Raw genomic sequence first — 24,995 nt, forward strand, 5'->3', positions numbered from 1 at the left:
AGCGGGCCGCGGGGTGCGGCTCATCTCCCCAGCTTCGCCGCCAGCGGATGTCCATCCGCTGGCGGCGAATTCGTTTTCAATCCAAGTTGGTGCTAATTCGAACCTTATCCCTACGATTCTCATTACTTTGGTGCATAACCTTGAACTGTTTGTGCATGAGAATGCACGATTTTGGTTAGAACGCACCTTTTTGGAGACAGAGGAATGAAGCACGCCAGCGCCCAAGACTTCCTGGCCCACGTGGCCCAGCGCAATCCCGGGCAGCCCGAATACCTGCAGGCCGTGACGGAGGTCATCCAGAGCCTGTGGCCCTTCATCGCACAGCATCCGCGCTACCAGACGCAGGCGCTGCTGGAGCGGCTGGTGGAGCCCGAGCGCGTGATCACCTTCCGTGTCTGCTGGACCGACGACCACGGCGACGTGCAGGTCAACCGCGGCTACCGCATCCAGCACAGCCTGGCCATCGGCCCGTACAAGGGCGGCCTGCGTTTCCATCCGTCCGTGAACCTGTCGATCCTGAAGTTCCTGGCCTTCGAGCAGACCTTCAAGAATGCGCTGACCACGCTGCCGATGGGCGGCGGCAAGGGTGGCTCCGATTTCGATCCCAAGGGCCGCAGCCAGGGCGAGGTCATGCGCTTCTGCCAGGCCTTCGCCACCGAGCTGTTCCGCCACGTGGGCGCCTACACCGACGTGCCGGCCGGCGACATCGGCGTGGGCGGCCGCGAAGTGGGCTACCTCACCGGCATGGTCAAGAAGCTCACCAACCGCGCCGATTGCGTGTTCACCGGCAAGGGCCTCTCGTTCGGCGGCTCGCTGATCCGGCCCGAGGCCACGGGCTACGGCAACGTCTATTTCGCGCAGGAGATGCTGCAGACGCGCGGGCGCAGCTTCGAGGGCCTGCGCGTGTCGGTCTCGGGCGCGGGCAACGTCGCCCAGTACACCATCGAGAAAGCCATGGCGCTCGGGGCCAAGGTGATCACGGTGTCCGACTCCAGCGGCACCGTGGTCGACGAGTCGGGCTTCACCGCCGAGAAGCTCGCGGTGCTGATGGACGTGAAGAACCACCACTACGGCCGCGTGAGCGACTACGCCGAGCGCGTCGGCGCGAAGTTCGTCGCCGGTGCCACGCCGTGGCATGTGCCGGTGGACGTGGCGCTGCCCAGCGCGACCCAGAACGAGCTCGACGTCGAGGACGCGAAGACGCTGGTGAAGAACGGCGTGGTCTGCGTGGCCGAGGGCGCGAACATGCCCTCCACCATCGAGGCGGTCAAGGTGTTCGAGGCGGCCGACGTGCTGTATGCGCCGGGCAAGGCCAGCAATGCCGGCGGCGTCGCCACCTCGGGCCTGGAGATGAGCCAGAACGCCGCGCGCCTCTCATGGCCGCGCGAGGAGGTCGACGCGCGCCTGCTGCAGATCATGCGCAGCATCCACGAGGCCTGCCTGGCCCACGGGCGCCGCGAGGACGGCCGCGTGAGCTATGTCGACGGCGCGAACGTGGCGGGCTTCGTCAAGGTGGCGGATGCGATGTTGGCGCAGGGTGTGGTTTGAGCGCGTGATCGCGCCCTTTCGTCGTCAGGTCTTCAGGGGCCCGGCGAACCTGTAGCTGCCGAGCACCAACCCCGACGGCGTCGTCTTGCTGCCGACGAGTTCGAAGGCCCGCGCCGGCAACCCCTGCGCGAAAAGGCGCTTGCCGGTGCCCAGCAGCACCGGATAGACGATCAGCATCATCTCGTCGACCAGCCCGTGCTCGAGCAGCGTCGATGTCAGCGTGGAGCTGCCCCAGAGCACGAGGTCCGGGCCGGCGCTCGACTTGAGGCGGCCAACGCTCTCGGCGATGTCCGGCCCGAGGCCTTCGAACGGACCCCAGGCCAGGCTGTCGGGGCGATGCGTCACGACGTACTTGGTCGCCGCATTCAGGCCGTCCGCCATCGGCCCGCCCGGTGCCTTGGGCCAGTAGTCCGACCACAGGTCGTAAGTGCGGCGGCCCAGCAACAGGTCAAAGCGTTCGCCGTGCGCGGCGAGGACCTCGTCGCGGCCCTCGGGCGTGCGGTAGGGCGCGGTCCAATCGCCGTGCGGGAAGCCGTCCTCGCTGGAGGACTGGATCACGCCGTCTAGCGATACGTGTTCCATGATCTTGAGCTTTCTCATGCGGGTCTCCGTCCTGTGTGTTGGAGGTTCAGATCTGCCGTGTCGCCTTGGATTCGCGCGTGTGGTGCGTGTTGTGGATGGTAGGTCACTCCGGCGGGCTGGTACCGATGCCGCCCTTGGCGCCGCGAGCGCGCATCGTTGGGGGCGGTACCTGCGAGACGAGAACAGGGGAAGTCGTCCGCACCATGGCGAGTGCGATGGGGCTCGGCGGTCGAATCGATCCGGTATCGACGCCTTCGCGTCCGTCACTGCGAGGCAGTGACGCCGGTGTCCTTGACGATCTGCTCGTATTTCTTCATCTCGGTGTCGATGAATGAACGAAACGCGCCGCCCTGCATGGGTGTCGGGGTCAGTCCCTGGTCTTCGAGGCCTTTCACCATGGCCGGGTCCGCCAACTCCTGCATCACATCCGCCGCGATGGAGTTCGCGAGTGCGGAGGGCATCGCCTTTGGGCCGAACACGCCGAACCAGTTGGTGAGCTGAAGATTCGGCATGCCCAGTTCGGTGGTGGTCGGTACATCCGGCAGCAGCTTTTCTCTTGCCGGCCCCGCGACCGCCAAGGGCTTGAGCCTGCCTGCACGGATTTGCTGCAGCAACGGTGGCGTTGTCGCCCAGAACAGATCGATCTGCCCGCCGATCAGGTCGGCGACGGCAAGCCCCGTTCCTCGATAGGGCACGTGAGTGAGCTGCATGCCGGTCTGGCGTGCAAGCAGTTCACCGGCAATGTGCTGTTGGCCACCGGTCCCCGGCGATCCGTACGAGATCGACTGGCCGCTCCCCTTGCGCGCAATCAGTTCCTTCATGCTGCCGATCGGCGATTTGGGGCCGGCGGCGAGCACGAGGGGAGCCGAGGCGATCAGCGCGATGGGCGTAAGGTCCGTGATGGGGTCGTAGCGCATGTTCTTGAACACGAGCTTGTTCATCGAGACCTCGGGCGTGTAGCCCAGCAGCAAGGTGTAGCCATCGGGCTTCGCACGCGAGACGGCCTCCGCGCCGATCATGCCGCTCGCACCGGTCCTGTTTTCCACCACCACCTGCTGACCCCATCTGGCGCTCAGCCGGGCGCCCAGCAGCCGCGCGATGATGTCTGTCGAACCCCCTGGTGCGTAGGCCACAACCAACTTGACAGGGTTGTCGGGGAACGCAGCCGTGGAAGCCGCAGAAAGCGTTGCGACGAACACGCCGCAGACAAGAGACTTGATGGACATGGCAGCGCTCCAGGCAGGATGGAAGAACTAGGACAGGCGGATCAGGAGGACTTGCGTTTCCTTCGGCAGGTCGCGGTCCGATAAACGGGCGCGCAACGCGGCGACAGGTTCCTGGCCGATACAGGTGGTGCCTTCGACCAGGTCGTATGCCACCTTCGGCGCATGGGCTTCGAGGTACTCCGCCGCGGCCCCAGGGTCTTCGCACAGCAGGACGTAGCGGTCGGGGCCGGCGCTGAACTGCAGCGAGCCCGGGCGGGCTGTTGCCGCATCCGTCAGCGCGAAGGATTCGAAATCTGAGAACAATGCCGCGAGCATCGCGAAGGCCTGCGCGGCAGGGCGCGGATTGAAGCGCCTGTCGATGAACGCGTGGCGCGGAAAGTAGCCCCGGTCCACGTCCATGAAGGTGTCGAAGACATAGCGGATGGACGGCGAAAGCTTCGAGAGAATCATCGACTGCGCTACCTTTGCCACATTGCCACGGTCGTCGGTGCGCGCGATCGCCAGGCTCCTTCCAGACAGCTTGAGCGATACCAGCACCTGACATCGCGTGCGCTCGACGAACCGGTTCAAGGCACGGACGTTCGCGGCAAGATCCTGCTCGGCCTCGAGTCGCACGGTGATGCCGTCGAACTCTCCGGCCAGGCGACCCGCTGCCAGCCGCTCGGCATGCGCGTCGAGTTCGTCGAGCGAAAAGCCGGCGTGGACGAAATGACTGAAGTGCTTGCCGTCGTAGTGCGAGCCGTCGTAGGTCAGGATCTTGGACAGATAGAGCTTTCGTCCGGTGGCCTCGCGAAATGCGCGCCACTCGTCCTTGCGGCGCGAGAAGTTGTCGAGCGTGATGTTGACTTCGAAGGCGTCGACGCCGCAGCCTTCGACATCGGCTTCGGCCAGCGCATCGGTTTTCGGGAGCTTCAACGTGGAAACGATGTAGCGGTGGCCCAGCTTCGCCATGAGCCGCATGCGTTCCCGCGATTCCGGCTCCGCCAGGTCGAGATCCGGCACCTTTGCCAGGCGTGCGCCCATTTCCCAGAGCGCGAGCAGGGGATAGTCATTGCGCGCCCATTTGCGGCCGAACTCCTGCACCCCGCCGGTGGCCGTGATCTGCATCGATTCGGCCCATGGATGTCGCAGCTCGACGCCCACGCCATCGAAGGTCGAAGTCTTTGGATGTGCCAGGTAGCGCATGGGCATCCGTGCGGCGGGTGCGCCGAGGGCCGACTGCCGGCCCATGGTGCGGACCGAGTAAGCCACGTGGCCCGTCTCGAAGACATCGACGACAAAGTAGCCGAACTTTTCCACATCGCCCCGGCCGAACTCGTAACCCGGCGACACCTTGTAGAACTCGGTGAAATCGTGCCGCAGGAATGCGGTCGAGGGCAGCATGTAGAACTCGGCGTTACCGGTCCTGTCGTACCAGAAGTTGTGGACGTGCCCGGCGAACACGCCTTCGACATGCGGCCGCTTCATCTGCGCCAACAGCCAGCTCCGGGCCGGTTCGTCCACGTTGTCGTAGTTGCCGCGTTCGTCCTCCTTGTAGATGAACGGGGGGTAGTGCATGAACAGGAACACCCGCTTGTCGTCCGCACCATCCATCTGCGCCTCGAACCACTGCTTCTGCGCCTGCTCCTGAGGCAGGCCCGAATTGAGCAACAGCGAGTTCAAGAAGACGAAGCGAAGGTTCTCGCGGTCGAAGGCGTGGTAGTCGGCTCCGAAGGCGCCACGGTAGATGTCGAGATAGTCGCCGCACACCTGGTCGGCGGGCATCCAGTCGACGCGCTTGTCGCCAACGTCGTGATTGCCCGGTACCAGATGCAAGGGCACCTTGAGGGGGGAGGCGATGGCCTTGAATTGCGCGACCGCATCGCCGAACGTCGGCAGCGAGGGCACGGGATGGACGATGTCGCCCAAGTGGACGACGAAGGCTGGTGCCGGCGACATGGCCGCGATGTCCTGAAACACGTGGCGCGCGCGCTCGTTGGCCAGTTGGTTCGTGTGATACGGGGAACTGGAAGCGTCGTCGCGTTCGTTCACATGGGTATCCGCAACGACGGCGAAGGAGAACAGCAGCGAGCCGTGGTCCTTGAGCGCTGGCCGTGTGATCATTTTTCCTGCCTTTCGTGTGAATTCCACATAGTTGAACGATATGTGTTTTACGACCGTTTAATGGAACAAAATTATGAAAACGTGTCGATAAAATGTCAACATGGCTTCTCAACAACCCGCCAGGCGGGATCTCCCCGGTCCGGAATTCCTCGGCGACGAAGCGTTGGCCAACCATCCGCAGTTCGCTTCGACGCTGGCTTCGGGGTTGGCGGTGCTTGGCTGCTTTGCGGGGGGGGCGCTGACCCTCGGCAACAAGGACATCGCTGACAAGTTGGGACTGACGCGCCCCACCGTCTCGCGGCTCGCCTTCACGCTCATGGGGTTGGGGTACCTGCGAAAGGACTCGCAGACAGGCAAGTACTCGCTCGGGCCTGCGGTGCTGTCGCTGGGCTATCCGCTGCTGTCGCAGTTGATGATCCGGCGGGTGGCCGCGCCCGAGATGCTGGAGCTCGCGCGCTATGTGCGAGGTCCTGTGTCCGTGGGGACACGGGATCGACTACAGGTCGTCTACGTCGAAACGGTTCAAGGGTTGGACACCAACTCGACCCGTCCCGATATCGGCTCCACGCGTCCGATCTTGCGCACGGCGATGGGCAGGGCGCTGCTCTTCGCGCTCGATCCGCAAGAACGCGCCTTGGTACTGAAGCGGCTCGAGGAATCGCAGCCTGAAGACTGGACTGCGTTCTCGCAAGCGGCGGCGCAGGCCCAGGAGCAAATCGCCGCGCGAGACTTCTGCGTGGTGTCGGGCGACTGGCAACCCACGCTCGCTGCGGTGGGAGTCCCGATGCGCATGCCCGTCAATGGAATGGCACTGGCCTTCAACCTGACCGTGCCGTCCTACTCCACGGATATCGACCAGCTCGAAAGGAGCTTGGGCCCCCGCCTGGTGGATCTGGTCCGCAGCGTCGAGTCCAAGCTCGGATCGCTCGAGGCGCGGTAGCCCGCTTGTCCGGTTGCGAGCCGTCAGAAGCGCTACGAAATCCGAAGAGGAATTCCCGGAGGCCATGCTCTCATGGCGATGGGTCCGGTGAAATGTCAGGGTCGAGCGTGGCGATGCGCCGCCTTCCAGAACGCCTCGACCGCCGTGCCCATCGGCGCGCGCCCGCGGTACAGCCGCACCTGCAGCGGCACGACCCATTCCTCGCCACCGGCCTGCACCAGCGTTCCCGCCGCGATGTCCTCGTCGATCAATGTCCTCGGCAGCCACGCAATCCCCCGCCCATCGAGCGCCATGGTCCGCAGCACCGAGGCCAGGTGCGCGGTGAACACCACCTTCGGCGCCAGCGCATCGAGCCGGCGGCCCAGCACGGCCTGCGCGATCCGTCCCAGTCCCGATTCCTGGCTGTAGGCAAGCAGTGGCACGGGCGCGGCGGCGCTCTTGCCCAGCACGTGCCGCGCGCGACCCCTGGCACCGCGCGCGCTGATCGGCACCAGCGCGTCGGCGCCGATCTGCGTCGACAGCGCGTCCGAGCCATCGAGCGAGTTCGCGGCCTCGGGATGCGCATGGCTCAGCACGAACTGCACCTTGCCCTGCGACAGCAGCAGTTCGCAGCGTGGCAGCAGGTCGGACATGAGCTGCACCGGGCCCAGCGCCACGCGCGACTCGAGCGTGCGCAGCCAGCGCGGCAGGAAGGTGAACGAAAGCGCGTGCGTGGCGGCGAGTCGCAGGGTGGCGGCATCGGCTTCGTTGACGGCGCGCGCATCGGCGGGAATGCGGTCGACGCGCGCACGCAGCTCGTGCGCGACCGTGCCGAACCATTCGCCCGCGGGCGTGAGCGTGGCCGGCTGGCCGCTGCGGTCGAACAGCTCGGTGCCCAGCCACTCCTCGAGCGCGCGCACGCGGCGGCTGAAGGCCGGCTGGGTCAGGTGGCGCTCCTCGGCCGCGCGCGAGAAGTTGCCCGTTTCGGCCAGCACCAGGAAGTCGTCGAGCCAGAGGAAATTCATGGCGGTGCTTTCAAGGCATCGAAGTCTAGAAAAAGGGCATTGGCCGGATCGGCGCCGCGCGGCCACCATCGGGTCTTCCTCAGCTCCTGGAGACCTCCCGTGAAGATCGTCGAGATCCGCGAACAGACCATCCCGATCAGTTCGCCCATCCGCAATGCGTACATCGACTTTAGCAAGATGACCCTGAGCCTCGTGGCGGTGATCACCGACGTGGTCCGCGACGGCAAGCCGGTGGTCGGCTACGGCTTCAATTCGAACGGCCGCTACGGCCAGGGCACGCTGATGCGCGAGCGCTTCATTCCGCGCATTCTCGAAGCGCAGCCCGACACGCTGCTCGACGCGAGCGGCCGCAACCTCGATCCGCACAAGGTGTGGGACACGATGTTCAAGAACGAGAAGCCCGGCGGCCACGGCGAGCGCTCGGTGGCCATCGGCACCATCGACATGGCGGTGTGGGACGCGGTGGCGAAGATCGAGGGCAAGCCGCTGTTCCAGTTGCTGGCCGAGCGCTACGGCAACGGCACGCCGAACCCGAAGGTCTTCGTCTATGCGGCCGGCGGCTACTACTACCCGGGCCAGGACCACGGCAAGCTCAAGGACGAGATGCGCAGCTACATCGACCGCGGCTACACGGTGGTCAAGAAGAAGATCGGCGGCGACTCGCTCGACGAGGACCTGCGCCGCATCGACTCGATCCTCAGCGTGCTGCAGGACGGCCAGAAGCTGTGCGTGGATGCGAACGGCCGCTTCGACCTCGACACGGCGATCGCCTATGCCAAGGCGCTGTCGCAGTACGACCTGTTCTGGTACGAGGAAGCCGGCGATCCGCTCGACTTCGAACTGCAGGCCACGCTGCGCAACTACTACGCCAACCCGATGGCCACGGGCGAGAACCTGTTCTCGATGCAGGACGCGCGCAACCTGATCCGCCACGGCGGCATGCGGCCCGACCGCGACTGGCTGCAGTTCGATTGCGCGCTCAGCTACGGCCTCGTCGAGTACCTGCGCACGCTCGACATGCTCAAGCAGCACGGCTGGTCCGCGAGCCGCTGCATCCCGCATGGCGGCCACCAGATGTCGCTCAACATCGCGGCCGGGCTGGGGCTCGGCGGCAACGAGTCCTACCCCGACCTGTTCCAGCCCTTCGGCGGCTTCCCCGACGGCGTGAAGGTGGAGAACGGCCACGTCACGCTGCCGCCGCTGCCGGGCATCGGCTTCGAGGGCAAGGCCGACCTGTACGCGCGGATGCGGGCGCTGTCGGATTGAGTGTCGGACTGAGGGGGCGATCGAGCGCGCGGCCCGTGCGTCCGCTATATTCCGCCGGCCCCATCGCGGCTGGCGGGAGCGCAAGCCGTTGCGTCTCGCAACCCCTCAGGAGATCGAAGTGCATCCAAAGTTTTGCGGCCTCGTGGCCATCGTCGTGGCGCTGTCGGGCTGCAGCCTGTGGCCGAAGTCCGGCCCGTCCAAGGATGCGCCGAAGGCCGCGGCACCGAGCGAGACCTACCACTCGGACCGGCCCAAGTCCTTCACCAACACCGCGGGCGTGTCGGTGCCCGAGAACCTGATGCTGCTGTGCCAGTACCGCGTGGGCAAGACGCTGGCGGAACAGGACGAGAAGAACCGGCAGTCGACCACGCCGCAGCGGCTCGAGTACGGCACGGGCGCGAGCGCGCCGCTGAAGGCCTGCCTGTCGGCTTACGGCTACCTCGAGCGCTGAGCGCGGGACTCATCCCGCGCCGGGGCGCAGTTCGGCTGGTGCATCCGACAGCTCGCCGACCAGGAAGTCCCTGAAGCTTTCGGCCGCCGGCGACAGTGCGCGGGCCCGCGCGCAGAACAGCGACAGGTGGCGATCCACCGTCGGTGAGGTCAGCGGCCGCGACACCAGGCCGAAGGATTCGAGCATCGGCAGCACGCGGCTGGGCTGGGCCGTGATGCCGAAGCCGCCGCGCACCATGCCGAGCGCGGTGGTGATGAACGACACCTCGTGCGCCGGATGCAGCGCCAGCGCATCCGAGTGCTTGAACAGATCGGCCTGCAGCCGGTTCGTGAAGTCGGGCGTGAGGCTCACGAACGGATGCTGCAGCGCCTGCGCCCAGCTCACGCGGGCGCGCGCGGCCAGCGCATGGTCGCCCGGGCACACCAGCCGGATGCGATCGCGCATCAGGCTTTGCTGCAGCAATTCGGGCGGCGTCGGGCGCTGCGGCGCGATGCAGAGGTCGGCCTCGCCGCTCACGACCCGCGCGGTCGCCTGCTGGTTCAGCGAATCGAGCACGTAGACCGCGATCGCCGGATACCGACGGCGGTAGCGATGGATCATTTCGGGCAGCGTCGTCGCGGCATAGAGCGGCGTGCAGGCGATGCGCACCGTGCCGCGCTTCTTCTGCTCGAGGTCCTGCGTGCTCTCGAGCGCGCGCGAGAGATCGTCGAGCACCTGCCGCGCGAGCGGATAGAACTCGCTGCCCGCCAGCGCGAGGGCGGTCGACCGCGTCGTGCGGTCGAACAGTCGCACCCCCACGTTGCGTTCGAGATCGCGGATCAAGAGGCTCAGCGCCGAAGGCGTGAGATGGAGCCGGCGCGCCGCCGCGGCAAAGCTGCCGGCATCGGCGATGGCGACGAAGGCGCGCAACTGGCGCAGGGACACGTTTCCGATATTCATAAGACAAGCTCAACAGGGCCTAAAAAAGTCTAGCTTGTCTTAGCAATACCCGCTACCTACGATGCCCTTCATCCGAGACAAAAACGAAGCGATTCCACGATGCTGCGATTCGATCCCAACCTGCGGTGGCTGTTCACCGAATACCCGATGCTCGAGCGTTACGAGGCGGCCGCCAGGGCCGGCTTCCGCGGCGTCGAGGTGGCTTTTCCCTACGAGCATCCGGCGCGCGAGATCGCGGCCCGGCTCGAGGCCAACGGGCTTGCGCTGGTGCAGATCCTCTCGCCCTTCGACTGGGACGCCGGCGAGCGCGGCTACGCGGCGCTGCCGGGACTCGAGGCGCGCTTCCGGCAGAGCATCCACACCGCGATCGACTACGCGGCGCAGGTGGGCGGTCCGATGATCCACGTGATGCCCGGCAACATCGGGCCGGACATGGACCGCGCCCGCTGCATGGACCTGTTCCAGGAGAACATCGCCTGGGCCGCCGACCAGGCCCGCGCCAGTGGGCTCACGCTGATCCTCGAGCCCTGCTGCCGCGCGCGCTTTCCCGACTTCCTCTATCACCGCATCGAGGAGGGCGTGGCGGTGGTCGAGGCGCTGGGCCGCGGCAACGTGAAGCTGTGCTTCGACACCTTCCACATCCAGACCGAGCAAGGTGCCATCGCCGAACGCCTGAAGGCCGCATGGCCTCACATCGGGCACATCCAGGTCGGCAGCGTGCCGGGCCGCAACGAACCGGGCACCGGCGAGATCCGTTTCCCCTACCTGTTCGAACTGATCGAGCAGATGGGCTGGGAGGGATGGATCGGCTGCGAGTACGCGCCTTCGGGCCACACGCTAGACACCCTGCAATGGGCCGCCGATCACGGCATCCGCGATCCGCGCACGGCAGCGGCCGCGCACTGAACACAACCACGAGGAGACGACCGCGATGCTCAGCGCCGCCGACAACGACATGCTCACCCGCACCGGGGCCCAGACCCCGATGGGCCAGTTCTTCCGCCGCTTCTGGCAGCCCGTGGCGCTGTCGCGCGAACTGCCGGAGCGCGATGGCGCGCCGATGCGCGTGAACATCATGGGCGAGAGGCTGGTGGCCTTCCGCAACAGCGAGGGCGTGGTCGGACTGGTCGACGCGCGCTGCCCGCACCGCGGCGCGGACCTGTACTTCGGGCGCAACGAGAACTGCGCGATCCGCTGCGTGTTCCATGGCTGGCAGTTCGACCTGCAGGGGCGCCCGGTGGAGCTGCCCAACGTGCCGCCCGGCGCGAGCTACCACCAGACGCTGCGGCTCAAGGCCTACCCGACGCGCGAGCACGGCGGCGTGGTCTGGGCCTACATGGGACCCGATCCCTGGGAGCGCGAATTGCCCGAGCTGCCGCAGCTCGAGTTCGCGGCCTTGCCGGAGTCGCACCGCTACGTCACCAAGAAGCTGCAGGAATGCAATTGGGCGCAATCGATCGAGGGCGCGCTCGACACCTCGCACTTCTCGTTCCTGCACATGCCGGCACCGGGCGTGCCCTCGAACGCGAACCCCGATGCGCCGGCCGACGAGAAGCGCCTGCGCTGGATCCGCGAGGACCCGCTGCCGCTGTTCTCGATCCTCGAGCACGAGGTCGGCTTCGTCGTGGGCGGCGCGCGCCGTGCCGACGATGGCGTGCGCTACTGGCGCAGCGCGCAGTTCGCGCTGCCCTCGCACAGCACTACGCCCTCCACGCTGCCCGGCGAGACCCACTTCGGCTACACCTGGGTGCCGATCGACGACGAGAACTGCTGGATCTACACCTATGCGTGGAACCCGGATCGCCCGCTCGGCGAGGAGGAGCTCGCGAAGTTCAAGGAAGGCCACGGCGTGATCGCGGAGGTGGATGCGGACTTCATCCCGATCCGCAACCGCTCCAACGAATACCTGATCGACCGCGTCCACCAGAAGCACATCAGCTTCACCGGCGTGCGCGGCGTGGCCGAGCAGGACGCGATGATCCAGGACAGCCAGGGTCGCATCGCGGATCGCACGCAGGAGCACCTCTCGGCCTCCGATGCCGCCGTGGTGCGCTTTCGCCGCACCGTGCTCACGGGCGCGACGGCACTGGCGCGCGGCATTGAGCCCGAGGCGCCGCTGCGGCACGAGGCCTACCGTCTGCGCTCGGGAAGCTGGTTCGCTTCCGAGGGCGTGTCCTTCGAGCAGGTGATGCTCGAGCGCTTCGGCGACACCGTCGGCCGCATCGCGGCGGCGCCGGGCGCACCGAGCGCCGAGGAGGCCACCAGCGCGCGCTAGCTTTTTCCGCTTCCCCGTTCCCGACAAGAAATCCTGGAGACAAGACACGATGAACCCGATGAAGAAGTTCCGCTGGCCCGCCGCGCTGGCGCTCGCGGCCTGTGCGCTGCTCGGTGCCGCCACCGTCCATGCGAGCACCTACCCGTCCAGACCCATCAAGCTGATCATTCCCTACGCGGTCGGGGGCTCGACCGACCAGACGGGGCGGCTCATGGCCAAGTCGCTGTCCGAACGGCTCGGGCAGGCCGTGGTGGTCGAGAACCGCGCGGGCGCCGGCGGCACCCTGGGCCAGGACTTCGTGGCCAAGGCATCGGCCGATGGCTACACGCTGCTGTTCAGCGCCGCGGGTCCGCTCACGGTGACGCCGCACACCTATGCGAAGCTGAGCTACGACCCGGTCAAGTCCTTCGAGCCGATCGCGCTGGTGGCCACGCAACCGCTGCTGCTGGCCGTGAAGCCGGGCCTCAAGGCCGACAGCGTGGCCGAGTTGATCGCGCAGGCCAAGGCCAACCCCGGCAAGCTGTCGTATGGATCCTTCGGCAACGGCAGTGCCGCGCACCTGGCCGGGGAGTACTTCAAGACGCTGACCGGCGTGGACATGGTGCACGTGCCCTACAAGGGCAGCGGGCCCGCGCTGGTCGACCTGGTGGCGGGGCAGATCGACCTGATGTTCGACGTCTTCAGCACCTCGGCGCCGCTGGTCAAGGCCGGCAAGCTGCGCGCGCTCGCGATCACCTCCACCGAGCGCTCGCCGCAGTTCCCGCAGGTGCCGACCATGCAGCAGGCCGGCGTCGCGGGCTTCGAGGCCGGCACCTGGTTCGGGCTGCTGGCGCCGGCCGGAACGCCGCGGCCCGTCATCGACAAGCTCTCGGCCGCGGTCAACGCGGCGCTCGGCGAGAAGGAACTGCAGGAGACGCTGGCCTCGCAGGGCGCGAGCGTGCGCGGCGGCACGCCCGAGCAGTTCAGGAGCTACTTCCTGGCCGAGTACGACAAGTGGGGGCGCATCGTGAAGTCGGCCGGCGTCACGGCCGACTGAGCGCGGCCCTTCTTCCGTTTTTCTTCCACCCGCCCCTCGTCAGGGGGCCGCTTTCCGTCATGAAACTTCTGAGCTATTCCCACCAGGGACGGGCGCGCTGGGGCGCGCTCGTCGATGAACGCATCGTCGACCTGCAGGCCGCGTCGCAGGGGCGCTGCCCCACGCTGCGCAGCGCGCTCGCCCAACTGGACCTGCCCGCGATCGAGGCCTTGGCCGGGAGCGCCGTCCCCGACGTCGCGCTCGGCGAGGTGACGCTGCTGCCGGTCGTGCCCGACGCGCCGCGCATCTTCTGCATCGGCCTCAACTACGAGGAGCACCGCGTCGAGGCGCGGCGCGAGAAGACCGGCCAGCCGACCGTGTTCCTGCGCGTGGCGTCCTCCCAGGTCGGCCACGGCCAGCCGATCGTGCTGCCGCGCGAGTCCACCTGCCTCGACTACGAGGGCGAGATCGCGATCGTCATCGGCCGCGGCGGCCGGCGCATCCGCGAGCAGGATGCCTGGGCGCACGTGGCCGGCTATGCGCCCTACAACGATGCCTCGGTGCGCGACTGGCAGGCCCACACCACGCAGTGGACGCCGGGCAAGAACTTTCCCGCCACGGGCGGCTTCGGGCCCTGGATGGTCACGCGCGGCGAGATCGCCGATGGCCAGGAACTGGGTCTGGCCACGCGGCTCAACGGCGAGGTGGTGCAGCAGGCGACGACCGCTCAGCTGATCTTCCCGATGCCCACCCTGATTGCCTACATCTCGACCTTCACCGCGCTCGAGCCGGGCGACGTGATCGTGACCGGCACGCCCGGCGGCGTGGGCTTCAAGCGCCAGCCGCCGCTGTACCTGCGCGCGGGCGACGTGGTGGAGATCGAAGTGGACGGCGTGGGCATCCTGTCGAACGCCGTGCAAGCCGAATGACCGACACGCGGCCGATCGAGGCGCGCATCGCCGCGCGCGCGAGCGTGGCGCCGGACATCTGCGCCCTCGAGATCGAGGCGCGCGACGGCACGCTGCTGCCGGCCTTCGATGCCGGCGCGCACATCGACGTGCATGTCGATGGCTTCGTGCGGCAGTACTCGCTGCTCGGCGCACCGTGCGCGGCGCCCGCGCGCTATCGCATCGCGGTGCTGAAGACCGCCGCCTCGCGCGGCGGTTCCGAAGCAGTGCACGCCCGGCTGCACGCGGGCAGCGCGCTGCGGATCTCGGGACCGAGAAATCTGTTCCCGCTGCGGCCGCAAAGCCCATGGTCGCTGCTCGTCGCGGGCGGCATCGGCATCACGCCGCTGCTGAGCATGGCGGCGGCACTGCAGGCGGCCGGCGCGCCATTTGAACTGCATTACTGCGCGCGCTCGCGCGGCGCCATGGCCTTCGTCGACGAGCTGCTGCGCTCGCCGTTCGCGCACGCAGTGCACTTGCATCCGGACGACGAGGCGGCGTTCGATGCCGCGCGGGTGCTGGCCGGCAGGCCCGGCGACGCGCGGCTCTATGTCTGCGGCCCGCAGGGCTTCATGGACCATGTGCTGCGTACCGCGAAGGCCGCGGGTTGGGACGAGCGCAGGTTGCACCACGAGTCCTTCCAACCGGCGGCAGCGGCGCAAGGCGATCGCGGCTTCGAACTGGTCGCGGCGCGCAGCGGCAGGCGCATCGCCGTCGCGGCCAACGAGACGGCGCTGCAGGCGCTGCGGCGCGAAGGCATCGAGATCGCCTCGTCCTGCGAGCAAGGAGTCTGCGGAAGCTGCCTCACACCGGTGCTCGAGGGCCGGGTCGAGCACCGCGATGCCTTTCTCACGGCGCAGGAACAGGCGCTGCACGACCAGTTCCTGCCGTGCTGTTCACGCGCGCTCGGCGAGGTGTTGACGCTCGATCTCTGAGGCCGTTGCGGGGCCCGGCTTCGAGGGGCGGCGCGTCGGCACGCCATCCTAGAATCGCCGCATGGCATCTCCAGCGGCTTCTTCATGATCGGTTCCGGCGGCAAGCCCACCAGCAGGGACGTCGCGCGGCTCGCGGGGGTGTCGCAGGCGACGGTGTCGCGCGTGCTGCAGAACTCGCCGCTGGTGCAGCCGGCCACGCGCCAGGCGGTGCTCGATGCGATCGCGCAATCGGGCTACGCGCCCAACGCGGCCGCGCGCTGGATGCGCACCAAGCGCACCGGCATCATCGCGCTGGTGGTCGCCAACCTCGCGGTCAATCCGCTCTATCCGGCGATGCTGCAGTTGCTCTCGGCCGCGCTGCGCAAGCGCGGCCTCTCGGCCTCGGTCTACGAGGAAGAGGACTTCAGCGACGCGACCATGCGCGTGATGGTCGAGAGCGGCGTGGACGGCGTCATCACCACCACGGCCACCGAGGCCTCGCTGCCGCTGCTCGAGCGCATCGCCCAGAAGGTGCCGCTGGTGCTGCTGCACCGCACGGTGGGCTCCGATGCCTTCGACCAGTTCTCGAGCGACAACCGCGCGAGCGGTGCCTCGACCGCGGGCTTCTTCGTGGACCACGGGCGCACGCGGATCGGCCTGATCTCGGGCCACGACCTGCCGAGCACCTTGCGCGAGCGCGAGCAGGGCTTCGTCGAGGAGCTCGCGCGGCGCGGCGTCGCGCTGAGCCCGGGCGCGGTGGCGCGGGTGCCGAAGTTCTCCTATGCCGCGGGCCAGGACGCGGCGCGCGCGATCCTGCAGTCGGGCCGCGTCGATGCGATCTTCGGCGTCAACGACATCGTGGCGATCGGCGCGCTCGACGGCGTGCGCTCGCAGGGGCTCGCAGTGCCGCGCGATGTCTGGGTCGTGGGCCACGACGACGTGCCGATGGCCGCCTGGGACAGCATCGCGCTCACGACGGTCTCGCAGTCGCGCGAGGCGATGGTGGAGGCCGCCGTCGCGCGGCTGTGCGCGCGGCTCGACAACCAGCAGATGGAGCCGGCACGCGTGGTGCTCCCGCACGCGTTCATCGTGCGGGGCACGGCCGGCTGATCAACGCCTCGCGGCTCAGTCCAACGTGATGTTGTTCTCGTGGGCCACCTTGCCCCACTTCGCGACTTCGTTCTTCAGGTAGCTCGCGAACTCCTCGGGCGTCGAGCCGACGATGTCCGCGCCCATCGAGGTGAGCTTGGCGGCCGTCTCCGGCTGCTTGAGGATCTTCACGATCTCGGTGTTGAGCCGCGCGACGATCTCGGGCGGCAGGTTGGCCGGTCCCATCACGCCGCCCCAGGAGTTGGCCTCGAAGTTCGGGATGCCGCCTTCGGCCACCGTGGGCACGGAGGCCAGCGCCGAGGAGCGCTTGGCACCGGTCACCGCGATCGGCTTGAGCAGCCCGCTCTTGATCTGCGACATGCCACCGATCACGGTCGGGAAGATCACGCTCACGTTGCCCGCGATGGTGTCCTGGAGGCCGGGCGCATCGCCCTTGTAGGGCACGTGGACCATCTTGAAGCTCGCCATCGACTTCATCATCTCGCCCGCGAGATGGTTGGCCGATCCGTTGCCGGCCGAGGCATAGGTCAGCTTGTCGGGATGCGCCTTGGCATAGGCGATCAGCTCCTTCATCGAGTTCACCGGCATCGTCGGCTGCACCAGCACCACCAGCGGCACCACCGAGGTCAGCGTGATCGGCGTGAAGTCCTTGATCGCGTCGTAGGGCAGCTTGCGGTAGACGGCCGGATTGATCGCGTTGGGTCCGAGGTTCGCCATCAGCAGCGTGTAGCCGTCGGGCGCCGCCTTGGCCACGTATTCGAGCGCGATCAGGCCGTTGGCACCGGGCCGGTTCTCGACCACGAAGGCCTGGCCCAGCGCCTCGGTGAGCTTCACGCTAAGCAGGCGCGCGGTCACGTCGGAGGCGCCGCCGGGCGGGTAGGGCACGACGAAGCGCACGGGCTGCTTCGATGGCCAGGCCTGGGCCATTGCGGCGGCCGACACCACGAGCGAGGCCACGCACAGGCCCGCGGCGCGCAACAGGGAACGCGCCTTCATGCGGCCACCGTCGCGGTCGAGGCCGCGGGCAGCGGCAGGTCCAGCGTCGTGGTGCGCCGCAGCTCGCGCCGGTACTTCTTGTCGTCGAAGGGCCGCGCGCGGTGCATGGTGGTGCGGTTGTCCCAGATCACGAAGTCGTGCACCCGCCATTCGTGGCGGTAGATGAACTGCGGCTGCGTCGCGTGCTCGCTGAGGTCGCGCAGGATCAGCCGGCCCTCGGGCACGGCCATGTCGACGATGTGCGAGGCATGCGAGGCGAGGTAGAGCGAGCGCCGCCCGGTGCGCGGCAGGGTGCGCGCCAGCGGATGCACCGCGCCCTTGAGCCGCTGCTTCTCTTCCTCGGAGAACTCGAAGCCCATGATCTGGCGCGAGTAGGCGATCGAATGGAAGACCTGCAGCCCTTCGATGGCGGCCTTGGTCGCGTCGTCGAGCGCGTCGTAGGCGGCGCGCATGTCGGCGAACTCGGTGTCGGCCCGCACCGGCGGCACCACGCGCGCCGACAGCATCGAGTAGCGGCCGGGCGGGTTCTCGAACGAGGCGTCGGTGTGCCACAGCCGGTTGCTGATGGTGCTCATGCGCAGGCGGTGGTCGGCCGGCAGGATCTGGCCGTCGGCGCCGACGTTGGAGATGTCGGTCAGGGCCTCGTTGCCGAAGCGGTTCTTCGCGAGCACGGCGACCGAGGTCTTGCTGTGCAGCGTGCCGTCGAATCGCTCGGCGAAGGCGAGCTGCTCCTCGTTCTCGAGCGGCTGGTCGCGAAAGACCAGCACCGCGTGCTCGTCCATGCCGGCGCGCAGCTGCGCGAGCGTGTCGGGGTCGGTCAGGGTGCGCAGGCTGATGCCGGTCACCTCGGCGCCCAGCACCGAAGGGAGTTTCTGGATGTGCAGTGTCATGGTGGAGTCGTCTTTGGGTACGTATTCATGAATACGTAGTCATTTTTGGCCTCATGGCCGCGACGGCGCATCGGGGAAAGCCCGCGGCCCGGTCGAAACCCCGGGTTCAGCCTTCGGCGGCCGCCACTTCCTCGGCCATCCAGTGCTCGAAGTCGCGCACCCGCTGCGGCACCGGCCGGTCGGCGCGCCAGGCCATGAAGTAGCCGCCCTCGGTCGGCAGCCGCAGCGCGAGCGGCGCCACCAGCCGGCCGCTCGCGAGGTCGTCGCGCACGAAGGCCAGCAGGCCCATCATCACGCCCAGCCCTTCGGCCGCGGCCTGGTAGGCCATGGCGGCGTTCTCGAACTTGAGGCCGCGATGGATGTCGAGACCGCTCAGCCCCGCGGCCTCGAGCCAGGCCGGCCAGTCCTGCGGCCGGTTCAGCGAGCTCAGCAGCGCGTGCTGCGCGAGGTCGGCCGGCTGCGCGAGCGGCGGATCGCGTTGCAGCAGCGCCGGCGCGCACACCGGCAGCAGCGTCTCGCGGAACAGCAGCCGGTAGCCCGGGCCCTCGGGCGGGCTGGGCTCGGAATGGATGCTCACGTCCACGTCGTCGCGCTCGAAATCGGTCGGCTTGTGCGAGGTGGTGATCTGCACGTCGATGCGCGGATGCTTGGCATGGAAGCGCGCCAGCCGCGGAATCAGCCAGCGGATCGCGAAGGTGGGCGGCAGCTTGATGCGCAGCAGCCACTCGTCGGGGCTCTGCTGCAGCTGCCGCGTGCCGAGCTCGATCTGGTCGAAGGCCACCCGCATGCTCGCGTGGTAGCTCTGGCCCGCGGGCGTGAGCCGGATGCCATGGCGGCCGCGCTCGAACAGCTGCACCTCGAGCCAGGCCTCGAGCGTGGCGATGTGGCGGCTCACCGCGCCCTGGGTCACGCAGAGCTCGTGCGCGGCGCGCGTGAAGTTGCCGCAGCGCGCGGCGGCCTCGAAGGCGCGCAGGGCATTGAGCGGCGGCAGGCGGCGTGTCATGGGGTCTGACTTTAGCTCATGCCTGCATGCGTTAATTGTGATTGCGGCGCCTTCCTCTGCAGGCCTAGGATTCGGCCACTACAAGACAGGAGACGCGCAATGATGAAGAAACTGCATGCCTGCACGATGGCCGCGGTGCTGTTCGCGGGCTTCGGCCCCGCGCTGGCGCCGGCCCAGGACGCGGCCGCCAACTACCCCAGCCAGCCGATCAAGCTCATGGTGCCCTGGCCCGCGGGCGGCGGCGTCGACACCACGGCACGCATCGTGTCCGACATGCTCGGCCACCGGCTCGGCCATCCCTTCGTGATCGACAACCGCGCGGGCGCCGGCGGCAACATCGGCACCGAGCTCGCGGCGCGGCAGAAACCCGATGGCTACAACCTGCTGATGTCCTCGATCAGCCCGAACGCGGTCAACGCCAGCCTCTACAGCAAGCTCGGTTTCGATCCGGTCAAGGACTTCGAGCCGGTGATCTACGTGTCGGCGGTGCCGAACATCCTGGTGGTGCCCGGCGACTCGCCGTTCAAGACCGCGAAGGACGTGATCGACGCCGCGCGCGCCAATCCCGGCAAGCTCAACTACGCCTCGGGTGGCATCGGTTCCTCGCAGCACCTGGCTGCGGTGCAGTTCGCCAGCGCGGCCAAGATCGACATCGTGCACGTGCCCTACAAGGGCACGGCGCCGGCCGAGGCCGACCTCGCGGCGGGCCATGTCTCGCTGATGCTCGACACCACCACCTGCCTGCCCTTCGTCGCCAGCGGCAAGATGCGCGCGCTGGCGGTGGCCTCGAAGAAGCGCAACCCCGCGCTGCCCGACGTGCCCACCTTCGACGAGGTGGGGCTGTCGGGCGTCTATGCCTCCTCGTGGTACGGCCTGTCGGCGCCGGCCGGCACGCCCAAGGCCATCATCGCCAAGCTCAATGCAGAGGCCAACGCGGTGCTCAAGTCGCCCGAGTTCCAGAAGCGCATGCTGGCCTTCGGCGCCGAGGTCGGCGGCGGCACGCCGGAGGAGTACGGCCGCTTCATGGCCAGCGAGACCAGGCGCTATGCCGAGATCGTGCGCATCTCGGGCGTGAAGCTCGATTGAACGCCGGCCCTTTCCCTTCTTCCCACGCTCCCGACGATTCCATGTCCGCTTCCCCCGCTCCCCGCACCCTGTTCGACAAGATCTGGGAGCCGCATGTCGTGATGCAGCGCGACGACGGCCAGAGCCTGCTGTACGTCGACCGCCACCTGGTGCAGGACGGCTCCGCGCCGGCCTTCGAGATGCTGCGCCAGCGGCAACTGCCGGTGCGCCGGCCCGAGCGCGCCTTCGCCACGCCCGACCACTACGTGCCCACCGGCTCGCGCGTGCTGGCCGACATCGCCGATGCCGAGAAGCGCGCGATGGCGCAGGCGCTGCACGACGACAGCGCGGCCGCGGGCATCCGCTTCTTCGGCCTCGACGACATCCGCCAGGGCATCGTGCACGTGGTCGGTCCCGAGCAAGGCCTGAGCCTGCCGGGCAGCGTGATCGTCTGCGGCGACAGCCACACGGCCACGCACGGCGCGCTCGGCGCGCTGGCCTTCGGCATCGGCGCCTCGGAAGTGGCGCACGTGCTGGCCACGCAGACGCTGTGGCAGCGCAAGCCGCGCACGCTGCGCGTGACCATCGATGGCCGGCTCGGCGCAGGCGTGTCGGCCAAGGACATCATCCTGGCCGTGATCGCGCGCATCGGCGCCGCCGGCGGCACCGGCCACGTGATCGAGTACGCGGGCGAGGCGATCCGCGCGCTCTCGATGGCGGGCCGCATGACGGTGTGCAACATGTCGATCGAGGCCGGCGCGCGCGCGGGCATGGTGGCGCCCGACGACACCACCTTCGAATGGCTGGCCGGCCGGCCCGAGGCGCCGCGCGGCGCGGCCTGGGACGCGGCATTGGCCACCTGGCGCCGGCTGCCGAGCGACGAGGGCGCGGCCTTCGACAGCGAAGTACGGCTTTCGGCCGCCGACATCGCCCCCATGGTCACCTGGGGCAACAGCCCCGAGGACGCGCTGCCGATCACCGGCCGCGTGCCCGATCCCGCGCAGGCGACCAGCGCCGAACGCCGCGAGGCGATGCGGCGCACCTTGGACTACATGGGCCTGGCACCGGGCCAGGCGCTGACCGACCTCGCGGTCGACCGCGTCTTCATCGGCTCGTGCACCAACGGCCGCATCGAGGACATGCGCAGCGCCGCCGAGGTGGTGCGCGGCCGGCGCGTGGCCGCGGGCGTGGAAGCCTGGGTCGTGCCCGGCTCGGGGCTCGTGAAGCAGCAGGCCGAGGCCGAGGGTCTCGATGCGGTGTTCCGCGACGCCGGCCTGCAATGGCGCCATGCCGGTTGCTCGATGTGCCTGGGCACCAATGGCGACCAGGTGGCCGCGGGCCAGCGCTGCGCCTCGACCTCGAACCGCAACTTCGTCGGCCGCCAGGGGCCGGGCTCGCGCACCCACCTGATGAGCCCGGCGATGGCCGCGGCCGCCGCCATCACCGGCCGGCTGACCGACGTGCGCGCCATCCCGCCGGCGCGCTGAAGCGCCGCCGCCACGAAACCACGCCCCGAACCCATGGAAGCCTTCATCTCCCTCGACGCGGTCGCCGCGCCGCTCGCGCGCATCAATGTCGACACCGACCAGATCGTGCCCGCGCTCTACCTGCAGAAGCCGCGCTCGGACGACTTCGGCGACTACCTGTTCCACGACGTGCGCCACGATGCCGCGGGCGCGCGCCGCGGCGACTTCGTGCTCAACGACCCCGTGTATGCGCAGGCGCGCATCCTCGTGGCGGGCCGCAACTTCGGTTGCGGTTCCTCGCGCGAGCATGCGGTGTGGGCGCTGCACGACGGCGGCTTTCGCACCGTGATCGCCCCGAGCTTCGGCGATATCTTCTTCTCGAACGCGCTCAAGAACGGCCTCTTGCCCGTGCGCCTGCCCGAGGACACGGTGCAGTCGATGCTGGCCGAACTCGCCGCCGCGCCCGGCGCGCGCATGCGCGTGGACCTGCGCGCGCAGACCGTCACGCGGCCCGGCGGCGAGGTCGAGTCCTTCGCCATCGATCCCTTCGCGCGGCACTGCCTGCTCGAAGGCCTCGACGAGATCGATTACACGCTGACCCAGCGCGCGCGCATCGAGGACTTCGAGCGGCGCCGCGCCGCCGATGCCGCGCTGTCCCATTCCACCCTCTGAACAGCTAGAAAAGGTTCCCAGACATGAAGATCGCAGTGATGCCGGGCGACGGCATTGGCCCCGAGGTGACCGCCCAGGCATTGAAGGTGCTGAAGGCCGTGGTGGGCACGGCCCAGCCGCTGGAACTCGCGCATGCCGCGATCGGCCAGGCCGGCATCGACAGCGCGGGCGACCCGCTGCCCGCGGCCACCAGCGAGATCGCGCGCAAGGCCGACGCCATCCTGTTCGGCTCGGCCGGCATGCCTGGCGACGAAGCCATTCCGTTCATGATGCGGCCCGGCGCGAGCCTGCTGCGCCTGCGCAAGGAGCTGGGCCTGTTCGCGAACTTCAGGCCGGCCTTCCTGTTCCCCGAGCTGATCGGCGCCTCCACGCTCAAGCCCGAGGTGGTCGAGGGGCTCGACCTGCTGATCCTGCGCGAGCTCACGGGCGACGTCTATTTCGGCGAGCCGCGCGGCAGCGGCGTCAATGCCGCGGGCGAACGCGAGGCCTTCAACACCATGCGCTATTCCGAGCCCGAGGTCGAGCGCATCGCGCACGTGGCCTTCCGCGCGGCGCGCGCGCGCAAGGGCCGGCTGTGCTCGGTCGACAAGGCCAACGTGCTCGAGGTGATGCAGCTGTGGCGCGAGGTGGTCACGCGCGTGGGTGCCGAGTATCCCGACGTGGAGCTCACGCACTTGTTCGTCGATGCGGCGGCGATGCAGCTGATGCGCGCACCCAAGCAGTTCGACGTGATCGTCACCGGCAACATCTTCGGCGACATCCTGTCCGACGCGGCCGCGATGCTCACGGGCTCGATCGGCATGCTGCCCTCGGCCTCGATGGCGGCCGGCAGCTTCGGCCTCTATGAGCCGGTGCACGGCACCGCGCCCGACATCGCGGGGCGCAACCTCGCTAATCCGCTGGCCGCGATCCTGTCGATGGCGATGATGCTGCGTTTCTCTTTCGGGCAAGCGGCCAATGCCGATCGCGTGGAGCAGGCGGTGCGCCGCGTGCTGGCCGATGGTTTGCGCACCGGCGACATCTACCAGGCCGGCAGCACGCGCGTGGGCACCGAGGAAATGGGCGACGCGGTGGTCGCGGCCCTGGGAAAGAACTGAAGGAACCCGATGGAGGGCGGGGCGAAAGCCCTGCCTACCAGAGCTTCCACCAGCGCGGTGGCGGCTTGCGGAGTTCGAGCGGCCGGGTGTCGAGCTCCAGCCCCGCCACCGGCATCGAGGGCAGGCGCCGGCGCAGCGTGCGCTCCAGCTCATGCGCCATGCCGCGTGCCCGCGCGTCGCCGCGCAGGGCGCGACGGCGCCATTCCGCGGCCTCTGCGGCCAGTGCATCCATGTCCATGTTGCTGATCTCCACCATGGCGCGATTGTCCCGCGCCGGCGCGCCGCGCATGTAGGCGCAAGCAGTACGTCGGCGTACGAATGGATACGCAGCGCGGCCTACATCCCACATCCAGGCAACAAGAAATCCGCCGCTATGTCAAAAGACATTGCGCGCCGCCGCGAATCCGGGCCCAGTCGAAGTTCCGGTCCACCGATCCCGAGCGTGGGACACGGCCTACGCCAAGACGCGGCATCGCTTGACCGACGCCGCGTCTCTCGCGCGCTGGGCCGGGGGATACGATCCCGAATGCGAAACCAAATACTCAAAGAGGGACGGGAGTCACCGCGTGCATGATCGATGCACGCGGCGATCGGTGGTGGGACCGGGAACCGTACGAATACCGAGAGGAATCCATGAAGAACGACCATGAAGCGCTGCGCGCGACGCTGCGCGAGGAAGAGAACGACGTCATCGAGGGCTGGCTGAACGAAGCCGGGGTGAACGAGCCGGGCGCGCGCCGCGCGGCCAGGGCCGAGGGCGCCGAACTGCTGCGTCAGCTCGACGGCGTGCTGGCCGCGGGCGGCGATGCCGAGCGCTTCGAGGCCGCCGAATGGACGCCGCTGCGCGACACGCTGGCCAACCTTTCGCGCACGCGCGCGGCCAAGGGCGAATCGGCCGGCGACACCAGCCTGTTCGTGCTGGCGCTCAAGAAGCCGCTGTTCGCCGCGCTGCAGCGCCGGCTGGCGAAGGATTCCGCCGGCATGGCCTCGGCGCTGTGGGCGCTGTCGGCCGCGGTCGACAAGCTGGCGCAGCACACGGTCACCACCTTCCAGCAGGCGCGTGAGGACATCATCCGCCGCCAGCAGGAAGAGCTGCTCGAGCTCTCGACCCCGGTCGTGAAACTGTGGGAAGGCGTGCTGGCCGTGCCGATGATCGGCGTGCTCGACAGCAGCCGCACGCAGATGGTGATGGAGGCGCTGCTGCAGCGCATCGTCGAGACCGGCTCCGGCATCGCGATCATCGACATCACGGGCGTGCCCACGGTCGACACCCTGGTGGCCCAGCATCTGCTCAAGACCGTGACCGCGATCCGCCTGATGGGCGCCGACTGCATCATCAGCGGCATCCGGCCGCAGATCGCCCAGACCATCGTGCACCTGGGCATCGACCTGCAGGGCGTGCAGACCAAGGCCACGCTGGCCGATGCGCTCTCGCTGGCGCTGAAGCAGGCGGGCTGGCGCATCGAGCGCGCGGCCTGAGCGGAGT

At 68.4% G+C, this 24,995-nt stretch carries 24 protein-coding genes; 15 read left to right on the forward strand and 9 right to left on the reverse strand.

The window, feature by feature from the left end; all coding sequences use genetic code 11:
• Positions 1 to 204: 204 nt before the first annotated feature.
• Entirely contained in the window at positions 205 to 1,548 is a 1,344-nt protein-coding gene (gdhA, locus tag BM109_RS34135) for an NADP-specific glutamate dehydrogenase (protein WP_093353132.1), read from the forward strand.
• 24 nt (positions 1,549 to 1,572) lie between these two features.
• Here gdhA and BM109_RS34140 read toward each other — a convergent pair whose 3' ends face one another.
• The 3 genes from BM109_RS34140 to BM109_RS34150 all read right to left on the reverse strand — a co-directional run bounded on the left by BM109_RS34140 (position 1,573) and on the right by BM109_RS34150 (position 5,459).
• Positions 1,573 to 2,148: a dihydrofolate reductase family protein gene (locus tag BM109_RS34140; RefSeq protein ID WP_093353135.1), complete on the reverse strand. Its 576-nt coding sequence runs from the start codon at positions 2,146 to 2,148 to the stop codon at positions 1,573 to 1,575.
• Between the two features lie 245 nt (positions 2,149 to 2,393).
• On the reverse strand, positions 2,394 to 3,356 hold the full coding sequence (locus BM109_RS34145) for a Bug family tripartite tricarboxylate transporter substrate binding protein (RefSeq protein ID WP_093353138.1): 963 nt from the start codon (positions 3,354 to 3,356) through the stop codon (positions 2,394 to 2,396).
• A 27-nt stretch (positions 3,357 to 3,383) separates the two neighbouring features.
• Entirely contained in the window at positions 3,384 to 5,459 is a 2,076-nt protein-coding gene (locus tag BM109_RS34150; protein ID WP_093353141.1) for a metallophosphoesterase, read from the reverse strand.
• 100 nt (positions 5,460 to 5,559) lie between these two features.
• Between BM109_RS34150 and BM109_RS34155 the strand changes: the two genes are divergently transcribed.
• Positions 5,560 to 6,399: an IclR family transcriptional regulator gene (locus BM109_RS34155; protein ID WP_093353144.1), complete on the forward strand. Its 840-nt coding sequence runs from the start codon at positions 5,560 to 5,562 to the stop codon at positions 6,397 to 6,399.
• A gap of 95 nt (positions 6,400 to 6,494) precedes the next feature.
• Here BM109_RS34155 and BM109_RS34160 read toward each other — a convergent pair whose 3' ends face one another.
• A complete protein-coding gene (locus BM109_RS34160; protein ID WP_093353147.1) occupies positions 6,495 to 7,403 on the reverse strand; it encodes a LysR family transcriptional regulator in 909 nt (302 codons plus the stop codon).
• Positions 7,404 to 7,502: 99 nt separating this feature from the next.
• On the opposite strand from BM109_RS34160, the gene BM109_RS34165 reads away from it, so the two are divergent.
• Together BM109_RS34165 and BM109_RS34170 are read left to right on the forward strand one after the other, a co-directional pair.
• Positions 7,503 to 8,669 (forward strand): mandelate racemase/muconate lactonizing enzyme family protein, encoded by a 1,167-nt coding sequence (locus BM109_RS34165; RefSeq protein ID WP_093353149.1) that lies wholly within the window; start codon positions 7,503 to 7,505, stop codon positions 8,667 to 8,669.
• 118 nt (positions 8,670 to 8,787) lie between these two features.
• A complete protein-coding gene (locus tag BM109_RS34170) occupies positions 8,788 to 9,120 on the forward strand; it encodes a hypothetical protein (RefSeq protein WP_143129319.1) in 333 nt (110 codons plus the stop codon).
• Positions 9,121 to 9,129: 9 nt separating this feature from the next.
• Here the strand turns inward: BM109_RS34170 and BM109_RS34175 are convergent, their stop codons facing one another.
• Positions 9,130 to 10,059, reverse strand: coding sequence for a LysR family transcriptional regulator (locus BM109_RS34175; RefSeq protein WP_093353152.1), 930 nt, complete (start codon positions 10,057 to 10,059; stop codon positions 9,130 to 9,132).
• Positions 10,060 to 10,158: 99 nt separating this feature from the next.
• Between BM109_RS34175 and BM109_RS34180 the strand changes: the two genes are divergently transcribed.
• The 6 genes from BM109_RS34180 (at position 10,159) to BM109_RS34205 (ending at position 16,320) form a co-directional block, all read left to right on the forward strand.
• Positions 10,159 to 10,965 carry a hydroxypyruvate isomerase family protein gene (locus tag BM109_RS34180; protein ID WP_093353154.1) on the forward strand — a complete coding sequence of 269 codons (807 nt, stop codon included), beginning with the start codon at positions 10,159 to 10,161 and terminating at the stop codon, positions 10,963 to 10,965.
• Between the two features lie 25 nt (positions 10,966 to 10,990).
• Complete coding sequence (locus BM109_RS34185; protein WP_093353157.1) at positions 10,991 to 12,334, forward strand: Rieske 2Fe-2S domain-containing protein; 1,344 nt, start codon at positions 10,991 to 10,993, stop codon at positions 12,332 to 12,334.
• A 49-nt stretch (positions 12,335 to 12,383) separates the two neighbouring features.
• The gene (locus BM109_RS34190) at positions 12,384 to 13,370 is read left to right on the forward strand and encodes a Bug family tripartite tricarboxylate transporter substrate binding protein (protein ID WP_256222957.1); all 987 of its coding nucleotides are present in this window, start codon (positions 12,384 to 12,386) and stop codon (positions 13,368 to 13,370) included.
• A gap of 59 nt (positions 13,371 to 13,429) precedes the next feature.
• Positions 13,430 to 14,278 (forward strand): fumarylacetoacetate hydrolase family protein, encoded by an 849-nt coding sequence (locus BM109_RS34195; protein WP_093353159.1) that lies wholly within the window; start codon positions 13,430 to 13,432, stop codon positions 14,276 to 14,278.
• Entirely contained in the window at positions 14,275 to 15,231 is a 957-nt protein-coding gene (locus tag BM109_RS34200) for a PDR/VanB family oxidoreductase (RefSeq protein WP_093353162.1), read from the forward strand. The genes BM109_RS34195 and BM109_RS34200 overlap by 4 nt, the downstream gene beginning before the upstream one ends.
• Before the next feature lie 84 nt (positions 15,232 to 15,315).
• Complete coding sequence (locus tag BM109_RS34205; RefSeq protein WP_093353164.1) at positions 15,316 to 16,320, forward strand: LacI family DNA-binding transcriptional regulator; 1,005 nt, start codon at positions 15,316 to 15,318, stop codon at positions 16,318 to 16,320.
• A gap of 15 nt (positions 16,321 to 16,335) precedes the next feature.
• Here BM109_RS34205 and BM109_RS34210 read toward each other — a convergent pair whose 3' ends face one another.
• The 3 genes from BM109_RS34210 to gcvA all read right to left on the reverse strand — a co-directional run bounded on the left by BM109_RS34210 (position 16,336) and on the right by gcvA (position 19,209).
• The gene (locus tag BM109_RS34210; protein ID WP_093353167.1) at positions 16,336 to 17,316 is read right to left on the reverse strand and encodes a Bug family tripartite tricarboxylate transporter substrate binding protein; all 981 of its coding nucleotides are present in this window, start codon (positions 17,314 to 17,316) and stop codon (positions 16,336 to 16,338) included.
• The gene (locus tag BM109_RS34215; protein ID WP_093353170.1) at positions 17,313 to 18,206 is read right to left on the reverse strand and encodes a TauD/TfdA dioxygenase family protein; all 894 of its coding nucleotides are present in this window, start codon (positions 18,204 to 18,206) and stop codon (positions 17,313 to 17,315) included. Before BM109_RS34215 ends, BM109_RS34210 begins: the two co-directional genes overlap by 4 nt.
• Positions 18,207 to 18,312: 106 nt before the next feature.
• Positions 18,313 to 19,209 (reverse strand): transcriptional regulator GcvA, encoded by an 897-nt coding sequence (gcvA, locus tag BM109_RS34220; protein ID WP_093353172.1) that lies wholly within the window; start codon positions 19,207 to 19,209, stop codon positions 18,313 to 18,315.
• 99 nt (positions 19,210 to 19,308) lie between these two features.
• On the opposite strand from gcvA, the gene BM109_RS34225 reads away from it, so the two are divergent.
• Genes BM109_RS34225 through leuB form a run of 4 tightly spaced genes read left to right on the forward strand, consistent with a single transcriptional unit; the run spans position 19,309 to position 23,509 of the window.
• Positions 19,309 to 20,295, forward strand: coding sequence for a Bug family tripartite tricarboxylate transporter substrate binding protein (locus tag BM109_RS34225; protein ID WP_093353175.1), 987 nt, complete (start codon positions 19,309 to 19,311; stop codon positions 20,293 to 20,295).
• Between the two features lie 41 nt (positions 20,296 to 20,336).
• Positions 20,337 to 21,761 carry a 3-isopropylmalate dehydratase large subunit gene (leuC, locus tag BM109_RS34230; protein ID WP_093353177.1) on the forward strand — a complete coding sequence of 475 codons (1,425 nt, stop codon included), beginning with the start codon at positions 20,337 to 20,339 and terminating at the stop codon, positions 21,759 to 21,761.
• 33 nt (positions 21,762 to 21,794) lie between these two features.
• Positions 21,795 to 22,412, forward strand: a complete 618-nt coding sequence (gene leuD, locus BM109_RS34235; RefSeq protein WP_093353179.1) for a 3-isopropylmalate dehydratase small subunit — start codon at positions 21,795 to 21,797, stop codon at positions 22,410 to 22,412.
• A 23-nt stretch (positions 22,413 to 22,435) separates the two neighbouring features.
• Positions 22,436 to 23,509 (forward strand): 3-isopropylmalate dehydrogenase, encoded by a 1,074-nt coding sequence (leuB, locus tag BM109_RS34240; protein ID WP_093353182.1) that lies wholly within the window; start codon positions 22,436 to 22,438, stop codon positions 23,507 to 23,509.
• A gap of 34 nt (positions 23,510 to 23,543) precedes the next feature.
• On the opposite strand, the gene BM109_RS34245 is transcribed toward leuB, so the two are convergent.
• Complete coding sequence (locus BM109_RS34245) at positions 23,544 to 23,765, reverse strand: hypothetical protein (protein WP_143129320.1); 222 nt, start codon at positions 23,763 to 23,765, stop codon at positions 23,544 to 23,546.
• A 377-nt stretch (positions 23,766 to 24,142) separates the two neighbouring features.
• Between BM109_RS34245 and BM109_RS34250 the strand changes: the two genes are divergently transcribed.
• Positions 24,143 to 24,988, forward strand: coding sequence for an STAS domain-containing protein (locus BM109_RS34250; protein ID WP_093353186.1), 846 nt, complete (start codon positions 24,143 to 24,145; stop codon positions 24,986 to 24,988).
• The last annotated feature ends 7 nt before the right edge of the window (positions 24,989 to 24,995 follow it).

Origin of the sequence: Variovorax sp. PDC80 (assembly GCF_900115375.1) — a bacterium.
GTDB lineage: Bacteria > Pseudomonadota > Gammaproteobacteria > Burkholderiales > Burkholderiaceae_C > Variovorax.